The 14,993-nt window shown below is 55.3% G+C and carries 16 protein-coding genes; 9 read left to right on the forward strand and 7 right to left on the reverse strand.

Annotation, left to right across the window (positions count from 1 at the left end):
* Positions 1 to 97 precede the first annotated feature (97 nt).
* Genes EGY08_RS28165 through sodC form a run of 3 tightly spaced genes read left to right on the forward strand, consistent with a single transcriptional unit; the run spans position 98 to position 1,884 of the window.
* Positions 98 to 358 (forward strand): DUF1289 domain-containing protein, encoded by a 261-nt coding sequence (locus EGY08_RS28165; protein ID WP_162140793.1) that lies wholly within the window; start codon positions 98 to 100, stop codon positions 356 to 358.
* A 48-nt stretch (positions 359 to 406) separates the two neighbouring features.
* Positions 407 to 1,303, forward strand: coding sequence for an aldo/keto reductase (locus tag EGY08_RS28170; RefSeq protein WP_123829242.1), 897 nt, complete (start codon positions 407 to 409; stop codon positions 1,301 to 1,303).
* Between the two features lie 59 nt (positions 1,304 to 1,362).
* A complete protein-coding gene (sodC, locus tag EGY08_RS28175; protein ID WP_123829243.1) occupies positions 1,363 to 1,884 on the forward strand; it encodes a superoxide dismutase [Cu-Zn] SodC in 522 nt (173 codons plus the stop codon).
* On the opposite strand, the gene EGY08_RS28180 is transcribed toward sodC, so the two are convergent.
* Genes EGY08_RS28180 through EGY08_RS28190 form a run of 3 tightly spaced genes read right to left on the reverse strand, consistent with a single transcriptional unit; the run spans position 1,877 to position 5,044 of the window.
* A complete protein-coding gene (locus tag EGY08_RS28180; protein ID WP_049114145.1) occupies positions 1,877 to 3,901 on the reverse strand; it encodes an FUSC family protein in 2,025 nt (674 codons plus the stop codon). The genes sodC and EGY08_RS28180 overlap by 8 nt on opposite strands.
* Entirely contained in the window at positions 3,901 to 4,797 is an 897-nt protein-coding gene (locus EGY08_RS28185; protein WP_123829244.1) for an HlyD family secretion protein, read from the reverse strand. The genes EGY08_RS28180 and EGY08_RS28185 overlap by 1 nt, the downstream gene beginning before the upstream one ends.
* 10 nt (positions 4,798 to 4,807) lie before the next feature.
* Positions 4,808 to 5,044, reverse strand: a complete 237-nt coding sequence (locus EGY08_RS28190) for a DUF1656 domain-containing protein (protein WP_123829245.1) — start codon at positions 5,042 to 5,044, stop codon at positions 4,808 to 4,810.
* Positions 5,045 to 5,215: 171 nt separating this feature from the next.
* Between EGY08_RS28190 and slyA the strand changes: the two genes are divergently transcribed.
* Positions 5,216 to 5,656 (forward strand): transcriptional regulator SlyA, encoded by a 441-nt coding sequence (gene slyA, locus EGY08_RS28195; protein WP_029669661.1) that lies wholly within the window; start codon positions 5,216 to 5,218, stop codon positions 5,654 to 5,656.
* A 40-nt stretch (positions 5,657 to 5,696) separates the two neighbouring features.
* Here slyA and EGY08_RS28200 read toward each other — a convergent pair whose 3' ends face one another.
* Together EGY08_RS28200 and slyB are read right to left on the reverse strand one after the other, a co-directional pair.
* A complete protein-coding gene (locus EGY08_RS28200; RefSeq protein ID WP_049114141.1) occupies positions 5,697 to 7,049 on the reverse strand; it encodes a GGDEF domain-containing protein in 1,353 nt (450 codons plus the stop codon).
* Positions 7,050 to 7,274: 225 nt separating this feature from the next.
* Positions 7,275 to 7,742, reverse strand: a complete 468-nt coding sequence (gene slyB / locus EGY08_RS28205; RefSeq protein ID WP_002907749.1) for an outer membrane lipoprotein SlyB — start codon at positions 7,740 to 7,742, stop codon at positions 7,275 to 7,277.
* A 269-nt stretch (positions 7,743 to 8,011) separates the two neighbouring features.
* Between slyB and anmK the strand changes: the two genes are divergently transcribed.
* The 5 genes from anmK to pdxY all read left to right on the forward strand — a co-directional run bounded on the left by anmK (position 8,012) and on the right by pdxY (position 12,715).
* Positions 8,012 to 9,136, forward strand: a complete 1,125-nt coding sequence (anmK, locus tag EGY08_RS28210) for an anhydro-N-acetylmuramic acid kinase (RefSeq protein ID WP_004119512.1) — start codon at positions 8,012 to 8,014, stop codon at positions 9,134 to 9,136.
* Between the two features lie 92 nt (positions 9,137 to 9,228).
* Complete coding sequence (gene mliC, locus EGY08_RS28215; RefSeq protein WP_014229593.1) at positions 9,229 to 9,552, forward strand: C-type lysozyme inhibitor; 324 nt, start codon at positions 9,229 to 9,231, stop codon at positions 9,550 to 9,552.
* A gap of 57 nt (positions 9,553 to 9,609) precedes the next feature.
* A complete protein-coding gene (pdxH, locus tag EGY08_RS28220) occupies positions 9,610 to 10,266 on the forward strand; it encodes a pyridoxamine 5'-phosphate oxidase (protein WP_004119519.1) in 657 nt (218 codons plus the stop codon).
* A 252-nt stretch (positions 10,267 to 10,518) separates the two neighbouring features.
* Positions 10,519 to 11,793, forward strand: coding sequence for a tyrosine--tRNA ligase (gene tyrS / locus EGY08_RS28225; RefSeq protein ID WP_004119522.1), 1,275 nt, complete (start codon positions 10,519 to 10,521; stop codon positions 11,791 to 11,793).
* Between the two features lie 61 nt (positions 11,794 to 11,854).
* Positions 11,855 to 12,715, forward strand: coding sequence for a pyridoxal kinase PdxY (gene pdxY / locus EGY08_RS28230; protein ID WP_049114137.1), 861 nt, complete (start codon positions 11,855 to 11,857; stop codon positions 12,713 to 12,715).
* Positions 12,716 to 12,762: 47 nt separating this feature from the next.
* Here the strand turns inward: pdxY and gstA are convergent, their stop codons facing one another.
* Both gstA and dtpA read right to left on the reverse strand, forming a co-directional pair.
* Entirely contained in the window at positions 12,763 to 13,368 is a 606-nt protein-coding gene (gene gstA, locus EGY08_RS28235) for a glutathione transferase GstA (protein WP_049114135.1), read from the reverse strand.
* A gap of 108 nt (positions 13,369 to 13,476) precedes the next feature.
* Positions 13,477 to 14,982, reverse strand: a complete 1,506-nt coding sequence (gene dtpA / locus EGY08_RS28240) for a dipeptide/tripeptide permease DtpA (RefSeq protein WP_049114134.1) — start codon at positions 14,980 to 14,982, stop codon at positions 13,477 to 13,479.
* Positions 14,983 to 14,993 lie beyond the last annotated feature (11 nt).

The raw sequence follows: 14,993 nt of genomic DNA on the forward strand, positions 1-14,993 counted from the left end.
GGTCTAATGCAAGTCATAATTAAAAATGCCGCCTGGCGCAGAGGGCGATGAACAAAATTTGCGTACGGCGAATGAAACGTCTTCAATAAAGAAAGAGATGAGCGGCAGGAGAGGCGAAGTGGCTGAACAACTGGAGTTCTTCCCGGTGCAAAGTCCGTGCCGGGGGATTTGTCAGTCTGATGAACGCGGCTACTGTCGGGGGTGTATGCGTAGCCGCGACGAGCGTTTCAACTGGCAGAAAATGAGCGATGCGCAAAAGCAGGATGTTTTGCGTTTGTGCCGACAGCGGCTACTGCGCAAATTACGCGCAGCTAAGCAGGATAGTGCGGAAGAACCGCAGCAACCCTCGCTGTTTTGAGCCTAAAATTGCGTATACTCAGGGCACATTTTTGTTGAGGAAGCTGTTATGGTTCAGCGTATTGCTATGGCTCCGCAGGGGCCGGAATTTTCTCGTTTTGTGATGGGTTACTGGCGTTTGATGGACTGGAATATGTCCGCTAAAGCGCTGGTGAGCTTTATTGAGCAACACCTGGATCTGGGCGTCAGCACTATCGATCACGCCGATATTTATGGCGACTATCGCTGCGAGGCGGCGTTTGGCGACGCGCTAAAGCTGGCCCCGCATCTGCGCAGCCGGATGGAAATCGTCACCAAATGCGGGATAGCCACTAAAGCGCGGGCGGAAAACACCATCGGCCACTATATTACCGACCGTGACCATATCGTTCTCAGCGCCGAACAGTCGCTGCGTAATCTGGCAACCGACCATCTTGATCTGCTGCTGATCCATCGTCCAGACCCGCTGATGGATGCGGATGAAGTGGCGGAAGCCTTCCTGGCCCTTCACCATAGCGGCAAAGTTCGTCACTTCGGCGTATCGAACTTTACCCCCGCCCAGTTTACCCTGCTGCAGTCGCGCCTGCCATTTACCCTGGCGACCAACCAGGTGGAAATTTCTCCGGTCCATCAGCCGCTGCTGCTTGACGGTACGCTGGATCAGCTTCAGCAACTGCGTATTCGCCCGATGGCATGGTCCTGCCTCGGCGGCGGTCGTTTGTTTAACGACGACAGCTTCCAGCCGCTGCGCGATGAGCTGGCGCGCGTTGCTCAGGAGCTGAATGCGGAGAGCATTGAGCAGGTGGTGTACGCCTGGATCCTGCGGCTGCCATCGCAGCCGTTACCGATCATCGGCTCAGGCAAAATCGAGCGCGTGGGATCCGCGGTGGTTGCTGAAAGGCTAAACATGAGCCGCCAGCAGTGGTTCCGCATTCGTAAAGCGGCGCTAGGCTACGACGTACCGTAAACACCGACACCTCAGCGATGGCCTACACTTAATAGCGATAGAGCCATTAAGGAGGTGTTATGCAACGATGTATTCTCGCCATACTTACCCTGGCCGCGTGCGCAGGCGCGCAGGCGGCCAGTGAAAGCGTCGATATCAATCTTGTTACCAGCCAAAGTGTCGGTCAGGCTATCGGTAGCGTTAAAATCAGCGAAACCGCGAAAGGACTGGAGTTTACGCCGGATCTGAAGGCGCTGCCTCCCGGCGAGCACGGCTTCCATATTCACGCCAACGGTAGCTGCCAGCCCGCGATTAAAGAGGGCAAAGCCGTCGCCGCTGGCGCAGCCGGTGGGCACTACGATCCGCAAAAAACAGGAAAGCATGAGGGGCCTGACGGCGCGGGGCATCTCGGCGATCTGCCATTCCTGGTGGTCAATAACGACGGTAAAGCCACCCAGCCGGTGGTGGCGCCGCGTTTAAAAACGCTGGATGAGGTGAAAGGCAAGGCGCTGATGATTCACGTGGGGGGCGATAATATGTCCGATAGCCCGCAGCCCCTTGGAGGCGGCGGCGTGCGGTTCGCCTGCGGCGTGATTAAGTAGTTCTTTCCGTTAGCGTTCCGGCAATAGGCGCCTGCTCCAGCTGGGAGAGCGCGCACCACAGCCGCCAGATTACCGCCGCCAGCTCTTTGGCCGCCGGCTGGTGGTGGTGGTTAAGCGCGTCGCAGATGCGCTGCAGCTCCTGGAGCGTAGAGGCGAGCGGACGCTGCTGTACCCCGCGCTCGCTCATCACATCCCGCAGCAGGCTGATACATAAATCACGCACCTGCGACAGCGGGTCGGAGCGGGTTTCCCATTCGCGTAGCTGCCACACCACGTGCGAACAGTTGAGCAACACCACGCCCCAGCGCAGCAGCCAGCGGCGCGCCAGCGCATCCTGGCTATTGCTGAGCTGGCTAATATGGTGGTAAACCAGCGATTCAAATTCGTGCTCGCTGTGCTGCGGGCGGCGGCTGAGCTGGTCGACAAAGTGACGCCGTAACGCACGGATATGGCGGCGGCTTTTACGCGCGTCCGAACCTGGGCTGATAATGGCAAAAGCCAGCCAGGCGAGGCCTACGCCAATGATTTTTCCCAGATTATCGTTAAGAAACGATGCGTAATCGTAGACCGGCGGGTTGGTGACCGAAATAAACGACCCCATAAAGACAATCAGCTGACCCCACAGTCCGGCGAGCTTAGGCATCTGTAGCTTCAGCAGTTGCATGGTCGTCAGCAGGGGAAACAGGAACAGCAGAAACTGCCATAAATCGGTGATCTGCACCATCAGGCCAAACTTTACCCCAAAGCTAAAGAGCGAAAGCAGGATCAGGGTGCGCATCAACAGCGTTAAGGACTTAAACGGTGAAGGAGAGACCGAATAGAGGACGCAGCAGATAGCCGCCAGGGTCAGGGCCGCGGCGCAGGCCTGCCACTGGGTGCTAATTCCCCATGCGCCGACCATTACCAGCGCGCAGAAAGTGCGAACGCCGTTCCACAAGGCTTCGGCCTGGTCGGTATGGCGGGCCAGCGCTGGCGCAGAAGGCACGTTAAATTCAGTCACCGCGGTGGCGTTTTCGATGCGCATGAGCCAGCGGCTGCTCACCAGGTAGAGACGACAAAAGTAGCGCAGACGCTTCCAGAAGGCGATATGCCGGTAATCAGCGTCCGCGGGCGGCGCCAGTGGGGCGATGATGCGGGCGACGCTCAAGGCATCGGCGTTTGTATGCGCTAATTCGTTAAGCAGTGACTCGAGGATATCGCGGGTGCGGGCGGGGGCGGTGGGCCAGTTAAGCAGCATCCGCCGCAGGCTCGAAATCACGCTGGTCATTCGCAGTTGCTGATGCAGCAGATAGTTCAGCAGCGGGTTTTGCCGGCGAAAGCGATAGTGGCTCCAGAAGGCCTGGATACGCAGCAAATTCATGGTCAGAATTTGCCCAATTACGCTCTCGTGAGCGGTGCGGATCGCATCGGTGGTTTCCGGCACCCACAGCAGGCTGGCGTGTTCCAGCAGGCGCGCGTGCATGTTTTTCAGCGCCGTCAGCAGCGTAGCGCCATCGGACGTGCTCGGTAGAATCATCATCATCAGCCCACCGCACAATATACCGACGATAACCTCACAGACGCGCGACTGGGCGATGGTCCACAGTTCGTTGGCGTCAGTGATATTGATAACCGGAAAAGCGATGATCGCGCAGGTATAGCCCGCGAGCTGGAAGGCGTAGGCGACATTATTGGTGAACATCGCGCAGGCCCAGGTACAGAGGGCTATCCACGCTGAAATGCTGAAGAGAAACAGCCACGGATCGTTGAGCGTGTGCCCGGCCAGCAGCAGCGCCGCGCAGGCGCCGAGCAGACTGCCGGCAATACGCCCGAAGCTTTTGCTAATCACGCCGCCGACGGTGGGAAAGCTGACTACCGCGGCGGAGGTCATTGCCCAGTAGGGCTCGTCAAGATTCAGCCAGTAGGCGATGCTCAGCGCCAGGCACATGGCAATCCCGTTGCGCAGGGCATAGCGCCACTGCGGACGGCTGGCCTTAATCCACGGGAGCGCGCGCCACGACAGGGCCTGTAGCTTCATTACTGCGCGCCGATGGCAACGGTACAAGTGGTACCGGAGACCAGAGTGGTATCCGGCGGCAAATGGTCAAACTCGATGCGTACCGGGACACGTTGGGCAAGGCGGACCCAGGGAATATTCGGTTTAATATTGGCCACCAGCCCGCCGCTGCTCTCCACGCTCTGGTCGACTATCGCGCGTCCAATGCTGCTTACGTGACCCTGTAACTTTTTCTTGCTGCTATAAAGAATAATCTGCGCGCTATCGCCGGGACGAATATGACGCAGTTTGGTTTCTTCAAAATAACCCACCACGTAGAAGGAGTGGCTGTCGACGAGGGCGAAAACCGGGTGGCCAACGGTGGCGTAGTCGCCAACGCGGGTCGAGAGATTGGTGACCCAACCGTCAACCGGCGCTTTGATTTCCGTCTGCGTGAGCTGCCATTGGGCGTGATCGAGCGTGGCCTGCGCCACGCCAACCACCGCCTTAGCGGCTTCGAGGTTGGTCGTCGCAGTATTCAGCGCGGTATTGGCGTTTTCTAAATCTTCTGCCGAGATGAAATTCTGGGAAAGATGACGCCGGCGGTTAGCATCGCTGGCGGCTTTTTTCTGTTCCGCCTGCGCGCGGGCGACTTCTGCTTTGGCTTTAGCGAGCTGCGCGCGGGCGTTGAGCAGGGCAATTTTATAGGGCGTGTCGTCGATTCTGAACAGCACGTCTCCGGCCTTCACCAGTTGGTTATCGCGCACGTTTAGCTGCAGGATACTGCCGGAAACCTGCGGCGTGACGCCAACCTGTTCGGCGCGCACCTTGCCGTCGCGGGTCCATGGGGATTGCGTGTAGTAATTCCAGACCAGCCAGGCGGCAATAATGGCCAGTGCGGCAACCAGCAGCGTGGATAAGTATTTTAGTTTTTTCATGGAATGAACATTACCAGATAGTCAGTAAAACCAGCGCCAGACAGACGGAGAGCGCAAAGAAGGAGAGGTCCATTAACAGGGGATGCCAGATCTCGCATGCGTACATCCAGTCCCGCAGCTGGCGATGGACTATCAGCCAGATAAAAAAGCCCAGCAGAACCGCTTTAAAGACAGGAGGGAAATAGACAGAAGCGCCGAACACCAGGTCCTGGAGCGACAATCCGGCAGTGTTAAGACTCAGTTTCACAAGCAAAAATCCTTTGCCGTTGCAGGAAGAATGTTCAGGTGATGCGATTATTCACATTGTAAATCATTGTTCTGATTCTAGTGAATCAGGTAATTCATTTGTTTTGGTAATTTAAATGCTGCACACTATTCTAAAATCAGTATAATAACTTAGCAAGCTAATTATAAGGAGATGAAATTGGAATCGCCACTTGGTTCTGATCTGGCACGTTTGGTACGCGTCTGGCGCGCGCTAATCGACCATCGCCTGAAACCTCTGGAGTTAACGCAGACGCACTGGGTCACGCTGCATAACATTCACCAGCTGCCGCCTGAACAGTCGCAGATTCAGCTGGCGAAGGCCATTGGTATTGAGCAGCCGTCGCTGGTTCGCACGCTCGACCAGCTGGAGGAAAAAGGGCTTATTTCTCGCCAGACCTGTGCAAACGATCGGCGGGCAAAACGTATCAAGCTTACGGAAAAGGCCGAGCCTCTGATCAATGAAATGGAAGAGGTTATTGGCAAAACGCGTGATGAGATTCTGGCTGGCGTTTCCAGGGAAGAAGTGGAAACGTTGCTTAATTTAATTCGTAAACTTGAACACAACATCCTCGATCTCCAGGCAAAAGATTGACTTTAACGGGGCCTTGAAAGACTCAAGGCCTCTTTTTTATCTATGCATGCCAGACCACTACGCGGTTACGCCCGCTGTTTTTCGCTTTGTACATCGCGGTATCCGCACGCTTAACGCACTCTTCTGCCGAAACACGCGTATCCAGCGCCGTGAAAACCCCCATACTGATAGTCATTCTTTCGGGTAATCCTTCCTGCTTCTCGCTGACGGAGAGGCGGATGCGTTCGGCGATAGCCAGTGCTTCCTTTGCGCCGATATTGACCAGCAGTAGGGCAAACTCTTCCCCGCCGATACGCGCGGCAGCGTCGTCCTGGCGCACGTTGTTCTGCAACACGCTGGCAGCAAATTGAATTACCTTATCGCCCTGCACGTGACCGTAGGTGTCGTTGATGCGCTTGAAGCGATCGAGGTCACAGACGATCACCGACAGCGGTTGTGAAGCGGAAACCTTCGACAATCGTTGATTCAGGGTTTCATAGAAATAGCTGCGGTTATACAGTCGGGTCAGGGGATCGCGAATCGAGCTTTGATAAGAGCGAATGTACCTGTCGTTTGATTGACGATAGAGCATAAAAACATCGCACAGCAGAACTAAAATCAGAAACAGGGTGCTAAGCGTTTCAAAGAATCGCGCCTGGCTCCAGGCGTGACTGCTGTCACCTGCCGTTGCGAGCAGAACCATTAACGTAAATATATAGGCGGTACAAAAAAAGGCCCCGCTGTACCAGAATATATTACGCAATTGGGTCAGGCTAATCAGTAAAATCAGCGTTACAGACCATATGATAATTAATAACCAGCCAATACGATTATGCCACAGTGGCGTAAAAGTGTAGGTCAGATTATCAAGGAATTCAATACTAAAAAGCGGGGAATTGCTGGAATGAATCCACGATAATATAAGCACTGCGGTAATAAAAATAAAGCAACCTGTCAGTACCGTACGGTTAATTTTACCTGAGCTAAGGGTGAGGTTGCGAAAACGGTATAATACAATCGATGTTATAAATAAAATGGCCATCATTACGTTGCGAAAAAAATAAAAAATCAGCGCGTCATTTTGGTTAATGGCGCGACCCTGTCCGCAAATCAACCAGTCGGGATAGCTGCCTATCGTTCCCAGCATCAGCATAGCCGAGCAGGCAAAGGCGAAGGTAATCGGAATCAGGTACAGTCGTTTTTTATCGCACAGATATTTCATTGCCATAAAACAGGCAATCATAATATGAAAAGTCATCAACGAAATCGTCAGCACAGGAAAAAGCATGGATGATGTTGTAGGTATACGATGAATTAACGAGTCGCTGAGATAATTAAGCGTGGTAAACGCAAGGGTACACGCGGCAGCGTAAAGAAATATCCGTTGGGGTAAGCTTTTTATATTAGCGTGCATAGTCAATATCCCTGAAAAATGCGAGGGTAAACGACGAAGGTATCGTAAATGATTTAAGTAAGACTCATTGAAGATTACTTGATGGCAGCAGGAAAAATATTGCGCGGGCGCAAAGAGTGGAGGCGCGGCAGGAACCTATAAATCTATTTATATCGTTTATTGATACTGGTAAATGATATATCTATTGTATTAATAAGCGGCCCGTCAGGGCCGCAGGGGTAAGATTTAGCGTGGGGATACCGTAACCTGGCTGCCGCTGCCGGCAATAGCTACGCGCTGGCCGACGGAGAACGGCGTGCTGCCTTGCTTTTGCACTACCATAATAGTGTTACCGTCATCTTTGCGGATTTCCAGCTCAACGCCCTGGGTTTTGTTCATCGCACCCTGTACGCCCTGACCGGCTACGCCGCCGGCGACAGCGCCCGCTGCTGTTGCCAGTGAGCGGCCCGTTCCGCCGCCAATGGTGTTACCCAGGAAGCCGCCGAGTACCGCGCCGCCGATGGCACCAATAGCATTGCTGTCATCTCCGCTCTGAATCTGCACCGCGCGGGTATGGACAATAGTGCCGTAGGTCACGCTCTGGACCTGTTTGGCTTCGGATGCGGAGTAAACATCGCCGGACAGACCGCTGCTGCTGACGCAGCCTGCAAGCGTAAAACCAATCATCGAGACAGCCAAAACACGTAAAATCATTTATGAATCTCCTGTTCACCAAGAAGCGTTCTGTTGAACTTCCTTGTAGCCAATTATATGGCATTTAAGCGTCTGCTGGCATAGCAGATGCAGTGACTATACAAAAAATAATAATCAGAGTCGTCTCAACCTAAACTAAACACAAGTTCTTTACCCTAAGAACGGCAGCGCTGCTTGTATTGTTAAAAAGTATTATAGCAGCATAGCATTGCCCCCTCGTTTATGGTGGAGTGTGGGGATATACGGAGTCATGGAATGAAGGAAAGCGTATGAAATCAGGCCGCTTTATCGGCGTAATGTCCGGCACCAGCCTTGATGGTGTTGATGTTGTCCTCGCAGCAATTAATGAAAATCTGGTCGCCCAGCAGGCCAGCCTGACCTATCCCATCCCCCTGGCTATTAAAGAAGACATTCTGGCCATCTGCCAGGGACAGCAGCTTACGCTGTCGCAGCTGGGACGGCTTGATACGCGTCTGGGACGGCTGTTCGCCGATGCGGTTCAGGCGTTGATGGCGCAGGAAAAGTTACAGGCGGCGGACATCATCGCCATCGGCTGCCATGGCCAAACGGTCTGGCATGAGCCTACGGGCGACGCGCCGCATACCTTACAGATTGGCGACAATAACCAGATTGCCGCGCGTACTGGCGTGACGGTCGTCGGCGACTTTCGTCGTCGCGATATGGCGCTCGGCGGGCAGGGCGCGCCGCTGGTTCCGGCGTTCCACCACGCGCTGCTGGCGCATCCGGTAGAGCGTCGAATGGTCCTTAATATTGGCGGTATCGCCAACCTCTCCCTGCTGGCGCCAGGGGTACCGGTGCGCGGCTACGACACCGGGCCCGGCAACATGCTGATGGATGCGTGGATCTGGCGTCAGTGTGGCAAACCCTTCGATAAGGACGCGCAGTGGGCCAGCGAGGGTAAAGTTGTGCTGCCGCTGCTGCAGGATATGCTAAGCGATCCGTGGTTTGCGCTACCGGCGCCGAAGAGTACCGGTCGCGAATACTTCAACTACGGCTGGCTATCGCAGCATCTGGCGCGTTATCCGGGGCTTCGCGCCCAGGACGTGCAGACCACCCTTGCGGAACTGACCGCCGTCAGCATCAGTGAACAGGTGCTGCTCAGCGGGGGATGTGAACGCCTGCTGGTCTGCGGCGGCGGCGCGCGCAATCCGCTGCTAATGGCGCGTCTGGCGGCGCTGCTGCCGGGAACGGAAGTGTCGACCACCGATGAGGCGGGGATCAGCGGGGATGATATGGAGGCGCTGGCATTCGCATGGCTGGCGTGGCGGACGCTTGCCGGATTACCCGGCAACCTCCCTTCGGTAACCGGCGCGTCGCAGGCTTCCGTGCTTGGCGCGATTTTCCCGGCAAATCCGCCGCAAAATCAGAGTTAACTGAAATCACCCGCGGCGGTTTCTTCGTAAACTGAACAGCGTTGAGGGAGGGCGTTATGCCTTCCCGGACCGGGAAAGTCGAAGGCAAATTAATGAAAAAAATACTTATTCTTGCGGTACCTTTTATGCTCGCGGGCTGTAGCTACTACAACCAGTTTGTCGAGCGGATGAATACGGACACGCTGGAGTACCAGTGCGACCAGAAGCCGTTAACCGTCCATCTTAATCATACTCGCCAGCAGGTCAGCTTTATCTACGATAACCAGCAGCTCAACTTGCAGCAGGGGCTATCCGCGTCCGGAGCGCGGTATACCGACGGCGTTTACGTCTTCTGGTCGAAGGGCGATAGCGCCACGGTCTATAAACGCGATCGCATTGTGCTGGAAAACTGTCAGCTGCAAACCGCCAAACGTTGAGATTTCGGTCATGGGGGCGCACAATGACGCTACCCTTTGATTATTTTCTCAATTGCCATGTCTGATAACGACGAATTGCAGCAAATCGCGCACCTGCGCCGTGAGTACACCCGTGGTGGCCTGCGTCGCCACGACCTTCCAGCCGAACCTCTGGCGCTATTTGAACGCTGGCTGCGTCAGGCCTGCGATGCGAAGCTCGCTGATCCAACGGCGATGGTCGTCGCCACCGTTGATGAAAACGCCCAGCCTTACCAGCGTATCGTTTTGCTTAAGCACTACGATGAAAAAGGTCTGGTGTTTTACACCAACCTTGGCAGCCGCAAAGCCCACCAGATTGAAAAAAATCCCCGCATTAGCCTGCTTTTCCCATGGCATATGCTGGAGCGCCAGGTGATGGTTATCGGTAAAGCGGAACGCCTTTCAACGCTGGAAGTGGTGAAATATTTCCACAGCCGTCCGCGCGATAGCCAGATTGGCGCCTGGGTGTCGCAGCAGTCCAGCCGTATCTCGGCGCGCGGCATCCTTGAGAGTAAGTTCCTTGAGCTTAAGCAAAAGTTCCAGCAGGGCGAAGTTCCGCTGCCGAGTTTCTGGGGCGGATTCCGCGTCAGCATCGAGCAGATGGAGTTCTGGCAGGGCGGCGAGCACCGTCTGCACGATCGTTTTCTCTACCAGCGGCAAAACGGCGGCTGGCAAATCGACCGACTGGCGCCATAAAGGACGCAAAAATGTTGTGTTAAGCGCTGGTGCATCGTGGCCCGGCGCTTTATTCTATACGCTTCATTTTTCAAGCTGCATCTTTGTTAGCCGCGCCTGTCTGGCTCTGTCGCTTACCTGAGTAAGTTCCCTGGGCTTTTACATGCTTGCCGCCGCGATGCAGCTTGAATAATTTTGCGTAGATGTTTTTTTCGCGTCTGGCGAAAAGTCGTGTACCGGCAGAGGTGCAGTCGTTTATAGATGGAGAATTTGATGGCAAGCAGTAACTTGATTAAACAATTGCAGGAGCGGGGGCTGGTAGCCCAGGTGACGGACGAGGAAGCGTTAGCAGAGCGACTGGCGCAAGGCCCGATCGCGCTCTATTGCGGCTTCGACCCTACCGCCGACAGCTTGCACTTGGGGCATCTTGTTCCATTGTTATGCCTGAAACGCTTCCAGCAGGCTGGCCACAAGCCGGTTGCGCTGGTGGGCGGCGCGACGGGGCTGATTGGCGACCCGAGCTTTAAAGCCGCTGAGCGTAAACTGAACACTGAAGATACCGTGCAGGAGTGGGTGGATAAAATCCGCAAACAGGTCGCGCCTTTCCTCGACTTTGATTGCGGGGATAACTCGGCCATTGCCGCGAATAACTACGACTGGTTTGGCGGCATGAATGTGCTGACCTTTCTGCGTGATATCGGCAAGCACTTCTCTGTAAACCAGATGATCAACAAAGAAGCGGTGAAGCAGCGTCTCAACCGCGACGACCAGGGCATCTCTTTTACCGAGTTCTCCTACAACCTGCTGCAGGGGTACGACTTTGCCTGCCTGAACAAGCTGCACGGCGTGGCGCTACAAATCGGCGGTTCAGACCAATGGGGCAACATTACCTCCGGTATCGACTTGACCCGTCGTCTGCATCAGAACCAGGTCTTTGGCCTGACCGTTCCGCTGATCACCAAAGCCGACGGCACGAAATTCGGTAAAACCGAAGGCGGCGCGGTGTGGCTGGATCCGAAGAAAACGAGTCCGTACAAGTTCTACCAGTTCTGGATCAACACCGCGGATGCCGATGTTTATCGCTTCCTGAAGTTCTTCACCTTTATGGACATGACCGAAATCAATGCCCTGGAAGAGGAAGACAAAAACAGCGGTAAAGCACCGCGCGCCCAGTATGTGCTGGCTGAGCAGGTGACCCGTCTGGTGCACGGCGAAGAAGGACTGGTGGCGGCAAAACGCATTACCGAGAGCCTGTTCAACGGTAACCTGAGCGATCTGAGCGAAGCCGATTTTGAGCAGCTGGCGCAGGATGGCGTGCCGATGATCGAAATGGAAAAGGGAGCCGATCTGATGCAGGCGCTGGTGGATTCTGACCTGCAGCCGTCCCGCGGCCAGGCGCGTAAAACCATTGCCTCCAACGCGGTGACCATTAACGGCGAAAAACAGTCCGACCCGGAATACGTATTTGTCGATGCCGACCGTCTCTTCGGGCGCTATACCTTACTGCGCCGCGGTAAGAAAAATTACTGTCTGGTCTGCTGGAAGTAATTGCGTAAAGGCAGGGGCGTGGGAAACCGCGCCCCTTATTTTTTGCTCTCAGGTAATCAAGATGAAGAATATCCTCGCCATCCAGTCCCACGTTGTGTTTGGCCATGCGGGCAACAGCGCCGCTGAATTTCCGATGCGCCGGCTTGGCGCCAACGTCTGGCCGCTTAACACCGTACAATTCTCCAACCATACCCAATACGGAAAGTGGACCGGCTGCGTCATGCCGCCGGCGCATTTAACGGAGATTGTTCAGGGGATTGCTGACATTAACCAGCTGCAGCGCTGCGACGCGGTATTAAGCGGATATCTGGGTTCGGCGGAGCAGGGCGAACATATTCTTGGCATCGTGCGCCAGGTGAAAAGCGCCAACCCGGCCGCGAAATTTTTCTGTGACCCGGTGATGGGCCACCCTGAAAAGGGCTGCATCGTGGCGCCTGGCGTCGCGGAGTTTCACGTGCGCTATGCGCTGCCGGCGAGCGATATTATTGCGCCAAACCTGGTTGAGCTGGAGATCCTCTGCGGGCACCCGGTGGCAAACGTTAAAGAAGCGGTTTTAGCCGCGCGCGAGTTGATTGCTCAGGGGCCGGAAGTGGTGCTGGTGAAGCATCTCTCACGCGCCGGGCTCAGTATGGATCGTTTTGAAATGCTGCTGGTCACCAGTCAAGAAGCCTGGCACATCAGCCGTCCGCTGGTGGATTTCGGCATGCGCCAGCCGGTGGGCGTCGGCGATGTCACCAGCGGGCTGCTGTTGGTTAAGCTGCTGCAGGGCGCGAGTTTGCGTGATGCGCTGGAGCACGTCACCGCCGCGGTGTATGAAATCATGCTGGCGACAAAAAATATGCAGGAGTATGAGCTACAGGTCGTGGCGGCTCAGGATCGCATTGCCCAGCCGGAGCACTACTTCAGCGCCACGCAGCTTTAAGGCGCGTGTAAACCACTTGCCCGACCGGCGTCGGGCAAGCATCAGCGTTACTTCAGCCCTTCAGCCTCAAGGGCGGCGGCAACAGCGGGACGCGCGGCAACGCGCTTCATCCAGACTGCAATATTGCTATAGCCTGCCATATCCAGCTTCACGGCGTACGCCCAGCGCAGCACGGTGAACAGGTAGCCATCGGCGATAGTGAAACGATGCCCGTTAATCCACTCTTTATCTTCCAGACATTCATTCACGTACTGCATTTTTTTATCCAGCAGCGCGCGGGCGACAGGTTTGTAGTCTTCCGGCGTATCGGGGCGAAACAGCGGGGTAAAGCCTTTATGCAGTTCCGTCGCCACGTAGTTTAGCCACTCCAGCGTTTGATAGCGGGCGATGCTTCCCACCGGTGCCAACAGCTGGCGGTCCGGCACGCGATCGGCGATATATTGCATAATGGCCACGCCTTCCGTCAGCAAAATATCATCGTCCAGCAGCAGCGCCGGCACCTGACCTTTCGGGTTTACCAGCAGATAATCATCCCCGTTTTCGAGACGTTTTTTCATTACGTCAACGCCCTGCAGGGTGAAGTCCAGGCCGCTCTCGCGTAGCGCGATATGCGAAGCAAGAGAACAAGCGCCGGATTTGTAGAACAGTTTCATCGGTAACTCCTCGTGGCTGCGGTTTTCTGTATGTTAGTCCGCCCAGGGGCAAAAAAAAACCGCTAACAGCGCGTTAGCGGTTTAAAGTTTTGGGTTTTCCCGGTGAGCTTAGGCCGTAGCGGTATCGCTGGCTTTTGCCGTTTTATCATCGTCCTGGGTCATGCGGTTCAGCTTCGGCGCCGTCAGCAGCATCAGGATGGCGATAATGCCGGTGGCGACACCGATGTGCAGGAATACGCGACCGTAAACTTCCAGCGACATCAGCGGGTCAGTTACGTTATCCGGCACCGCCATCATGTTGGCGACGTAGCCGCCGATCAGGTTGGCGCCAGCGGTAGTCAGGAACCAGCTGCCCATGATGAAGCCCATCAGACGCTGAGGAACCAACTGCGCAACCATCGCCAGACCCAGGCCGGAGATCATCAGTTCACCGATACTTTGCAGGCCGTAGCTCATAACCAGCCAACTGACGTTCACGATACCTGCGTCGGTGGCAAACTTAGCGCCCAGCGGCAGTACGAGGAAGGCGCCGGAACAGAGGACCATACCAATAGCAAACTTCATCGGCATCGGCAGGGTATCGCCCATTTTGTTGTAGATAGCGGCCAGAATCGGGCTACCGATAATGATCCAGAATGGGTTCAGCGCCTGGTACTGCTCAGGCTCGAAAGCGATGCCCAGCAGAGAGTGTTCAACGTTGCGAATCGCAAAGAAGTTAAGGGAGGTCGGCATCTGGCTGTACAGAACAAAGAAGATAATCGCCTGCAGCATCAGGATGAACGCGACGATCATTTTGCGCCGCGCGGCGCCCTGCATTGCGAAGGCTTCTTTAGCGAAAATAACGATAATACCCAGCGCAACCACGCCCAGCGCCATACGTGCAATACCCTGGTTGTGCAGCAGCCAGGTTGCAATTGCGATGAGAACAACCACGCCAACGATTGTCGCCAGCAGCTTGCCTACCTGCAGCGGGGCGAAGTCAGGCTTCGAGCCGTACTGTTTAACCCAGCGCTGGCAGAAAGTGAAGTTGACAATGGTGATTACCAGGCCGACAAAGCTCAGGGCGAAAGCGACGCTCCAGCCGAACTTTGCCGCCAGCCACGGCGTGGCCAGCATAGAGAAGAAGGAACCGATGTTGATGGACATGTAGTACATGGTAAATGCACCGTCCAGACGCGGGTCGTTCTTTTCATAGCAGGTTGAGAGCAGAGAAGAGGGGTTAGCCTTAAACAGGCCGTTACCGACGGCAATGGTCGCCATACCTATATAGACGATGCCCGCATCGTGCCCGGACCACGCTACCAGGCCATAGCCGATGGCCAGAACAATGGCACCGAGCATAATGACGCGCTTGGTGCCCAGCACCTTGTCGCCCAGCCAGCCGCCAATCGCCACCAGGCCGTAGACCAGGGCGCTAAAGGAGGAGAACAGGGTGATAGAATCCGCTTCTGACATACCCAGTTGTTTAACCAGGTAAACGGCCATGATCCCTTGCAGGCCGTAGAAACCAAAACGCTCCCATAGCTCAATCGAGAAGATGAGATAGAACGATCGTGGTTGTTTGAAAGCATTCAAGCTGACGCTTTCGGTTGGTTTATTGTTTGCAGTCGACACAAATACCTCTT

The organism is Klebsiella sp. FDAARGOS_511 (genome assembly GCF_003812845.1).
In the GTDB taxonomy this organism is placed as follows: Bacteria; Pseudomonadota; Gammaproteobacteria; order Enterobacterales; family Enterobacteriaceae; genus Klebsiella; species Klebsiella grimontii.

Bases quoted from the DNA above. Each gene is read 5' to 3' on its own strand.
- EGY08_RS28165 (WP_162140793.1), top strand. From the start codon at position 98: ATGAGCGGCAGGAGAGGCGAAGTGGCTGAACAACTGGAGTTCTTCCCG.
- EGY08_RS28170 (WP_123829242.1), top strand. From the start codon at position 407: ATGGTTCAGCGTATTGCTATGGCTCCGCAGGGGCCGGAATTTTCTCGT.
- sodC (WP_123829243.1), top strand. From the start codon at position 1,363: ATGCAACGATGTATTCTCGCCATACTTACCCTGGCCGCGTGCGCAGGC.
- EGY08_RS28180 (WP_049114145.1), bottom strand. From the start codon at position 3,901: ATGAAGCTACAGGCCCTGTCGTGGCGCGCGCTCCCGTGGATTAAGGCC.
- EGY08_RS28185 (WP_123829244.1), bottom strand. From the start codon at position 4,797: ATGAAAAAACTAAAATACTTATCCACGCTGCTGGTTGCCGCACTGGCC.
- slyA (WP_029669661.1), top strand. From the start codon at position 5,216: ATGAAATTGGAATCGCCACTTGGTTCTGATCTGGCACGTTTGGTACGC.
- EGY08_RS28200 (WP_049114141.1), bottom strand. From the start codon at position 7,049: ATGCACGCTAATATAAAAAGCTTACCCCAACGGATATTTCTTTACGCT.
- slyB (WP_002907749.1), bottom strand. From the start codon at position 7,742: ATGATTTTACGTGTTTTGGCTGTCTCGATGATTGGTTTTACGCTTGCA.
- anmK (WP_004119512.1), top strand. From the start codon at position 8,012: ATGAAATCAGGCCGCTTTATCGGCGTAATGTCCGGCACCAGCCTTGAT.
- mliC (WP_014229593.1), top strand. From the start codon at position 9,229: ATGAAAAAAATACTTATTCTTGCGGTACCTTTTATGCTCGCGGGCTGT.
- pdxH (WP_004119519.1), top strand. From the start codon at position 9,610: ATGTCTGATAACGACGAATTGCAGCAAATCGCGCACCTGCGCCGTGAG.
- tyrS (WP_004119522.1), top strand. From the start codon at position 10,519: ATGGCAAGCAGTAACTTGATTAAACAATTGCAGGAGCGGGGGCTGGTA.
- pdxY (WP_049114137.1), top strand. From the start codon at position 11,855: ATGAAGAATATCCTCGCCATCCAGTCCCACGTTGTGTTTGGCCATGCG.
- gstA (WP_049114135.1), bottom strand. From the start codon at position 13,368: ATGAAACTGTTCTACAAATCCGGCGCTTGTTCTCTTGCTTCGCATATC.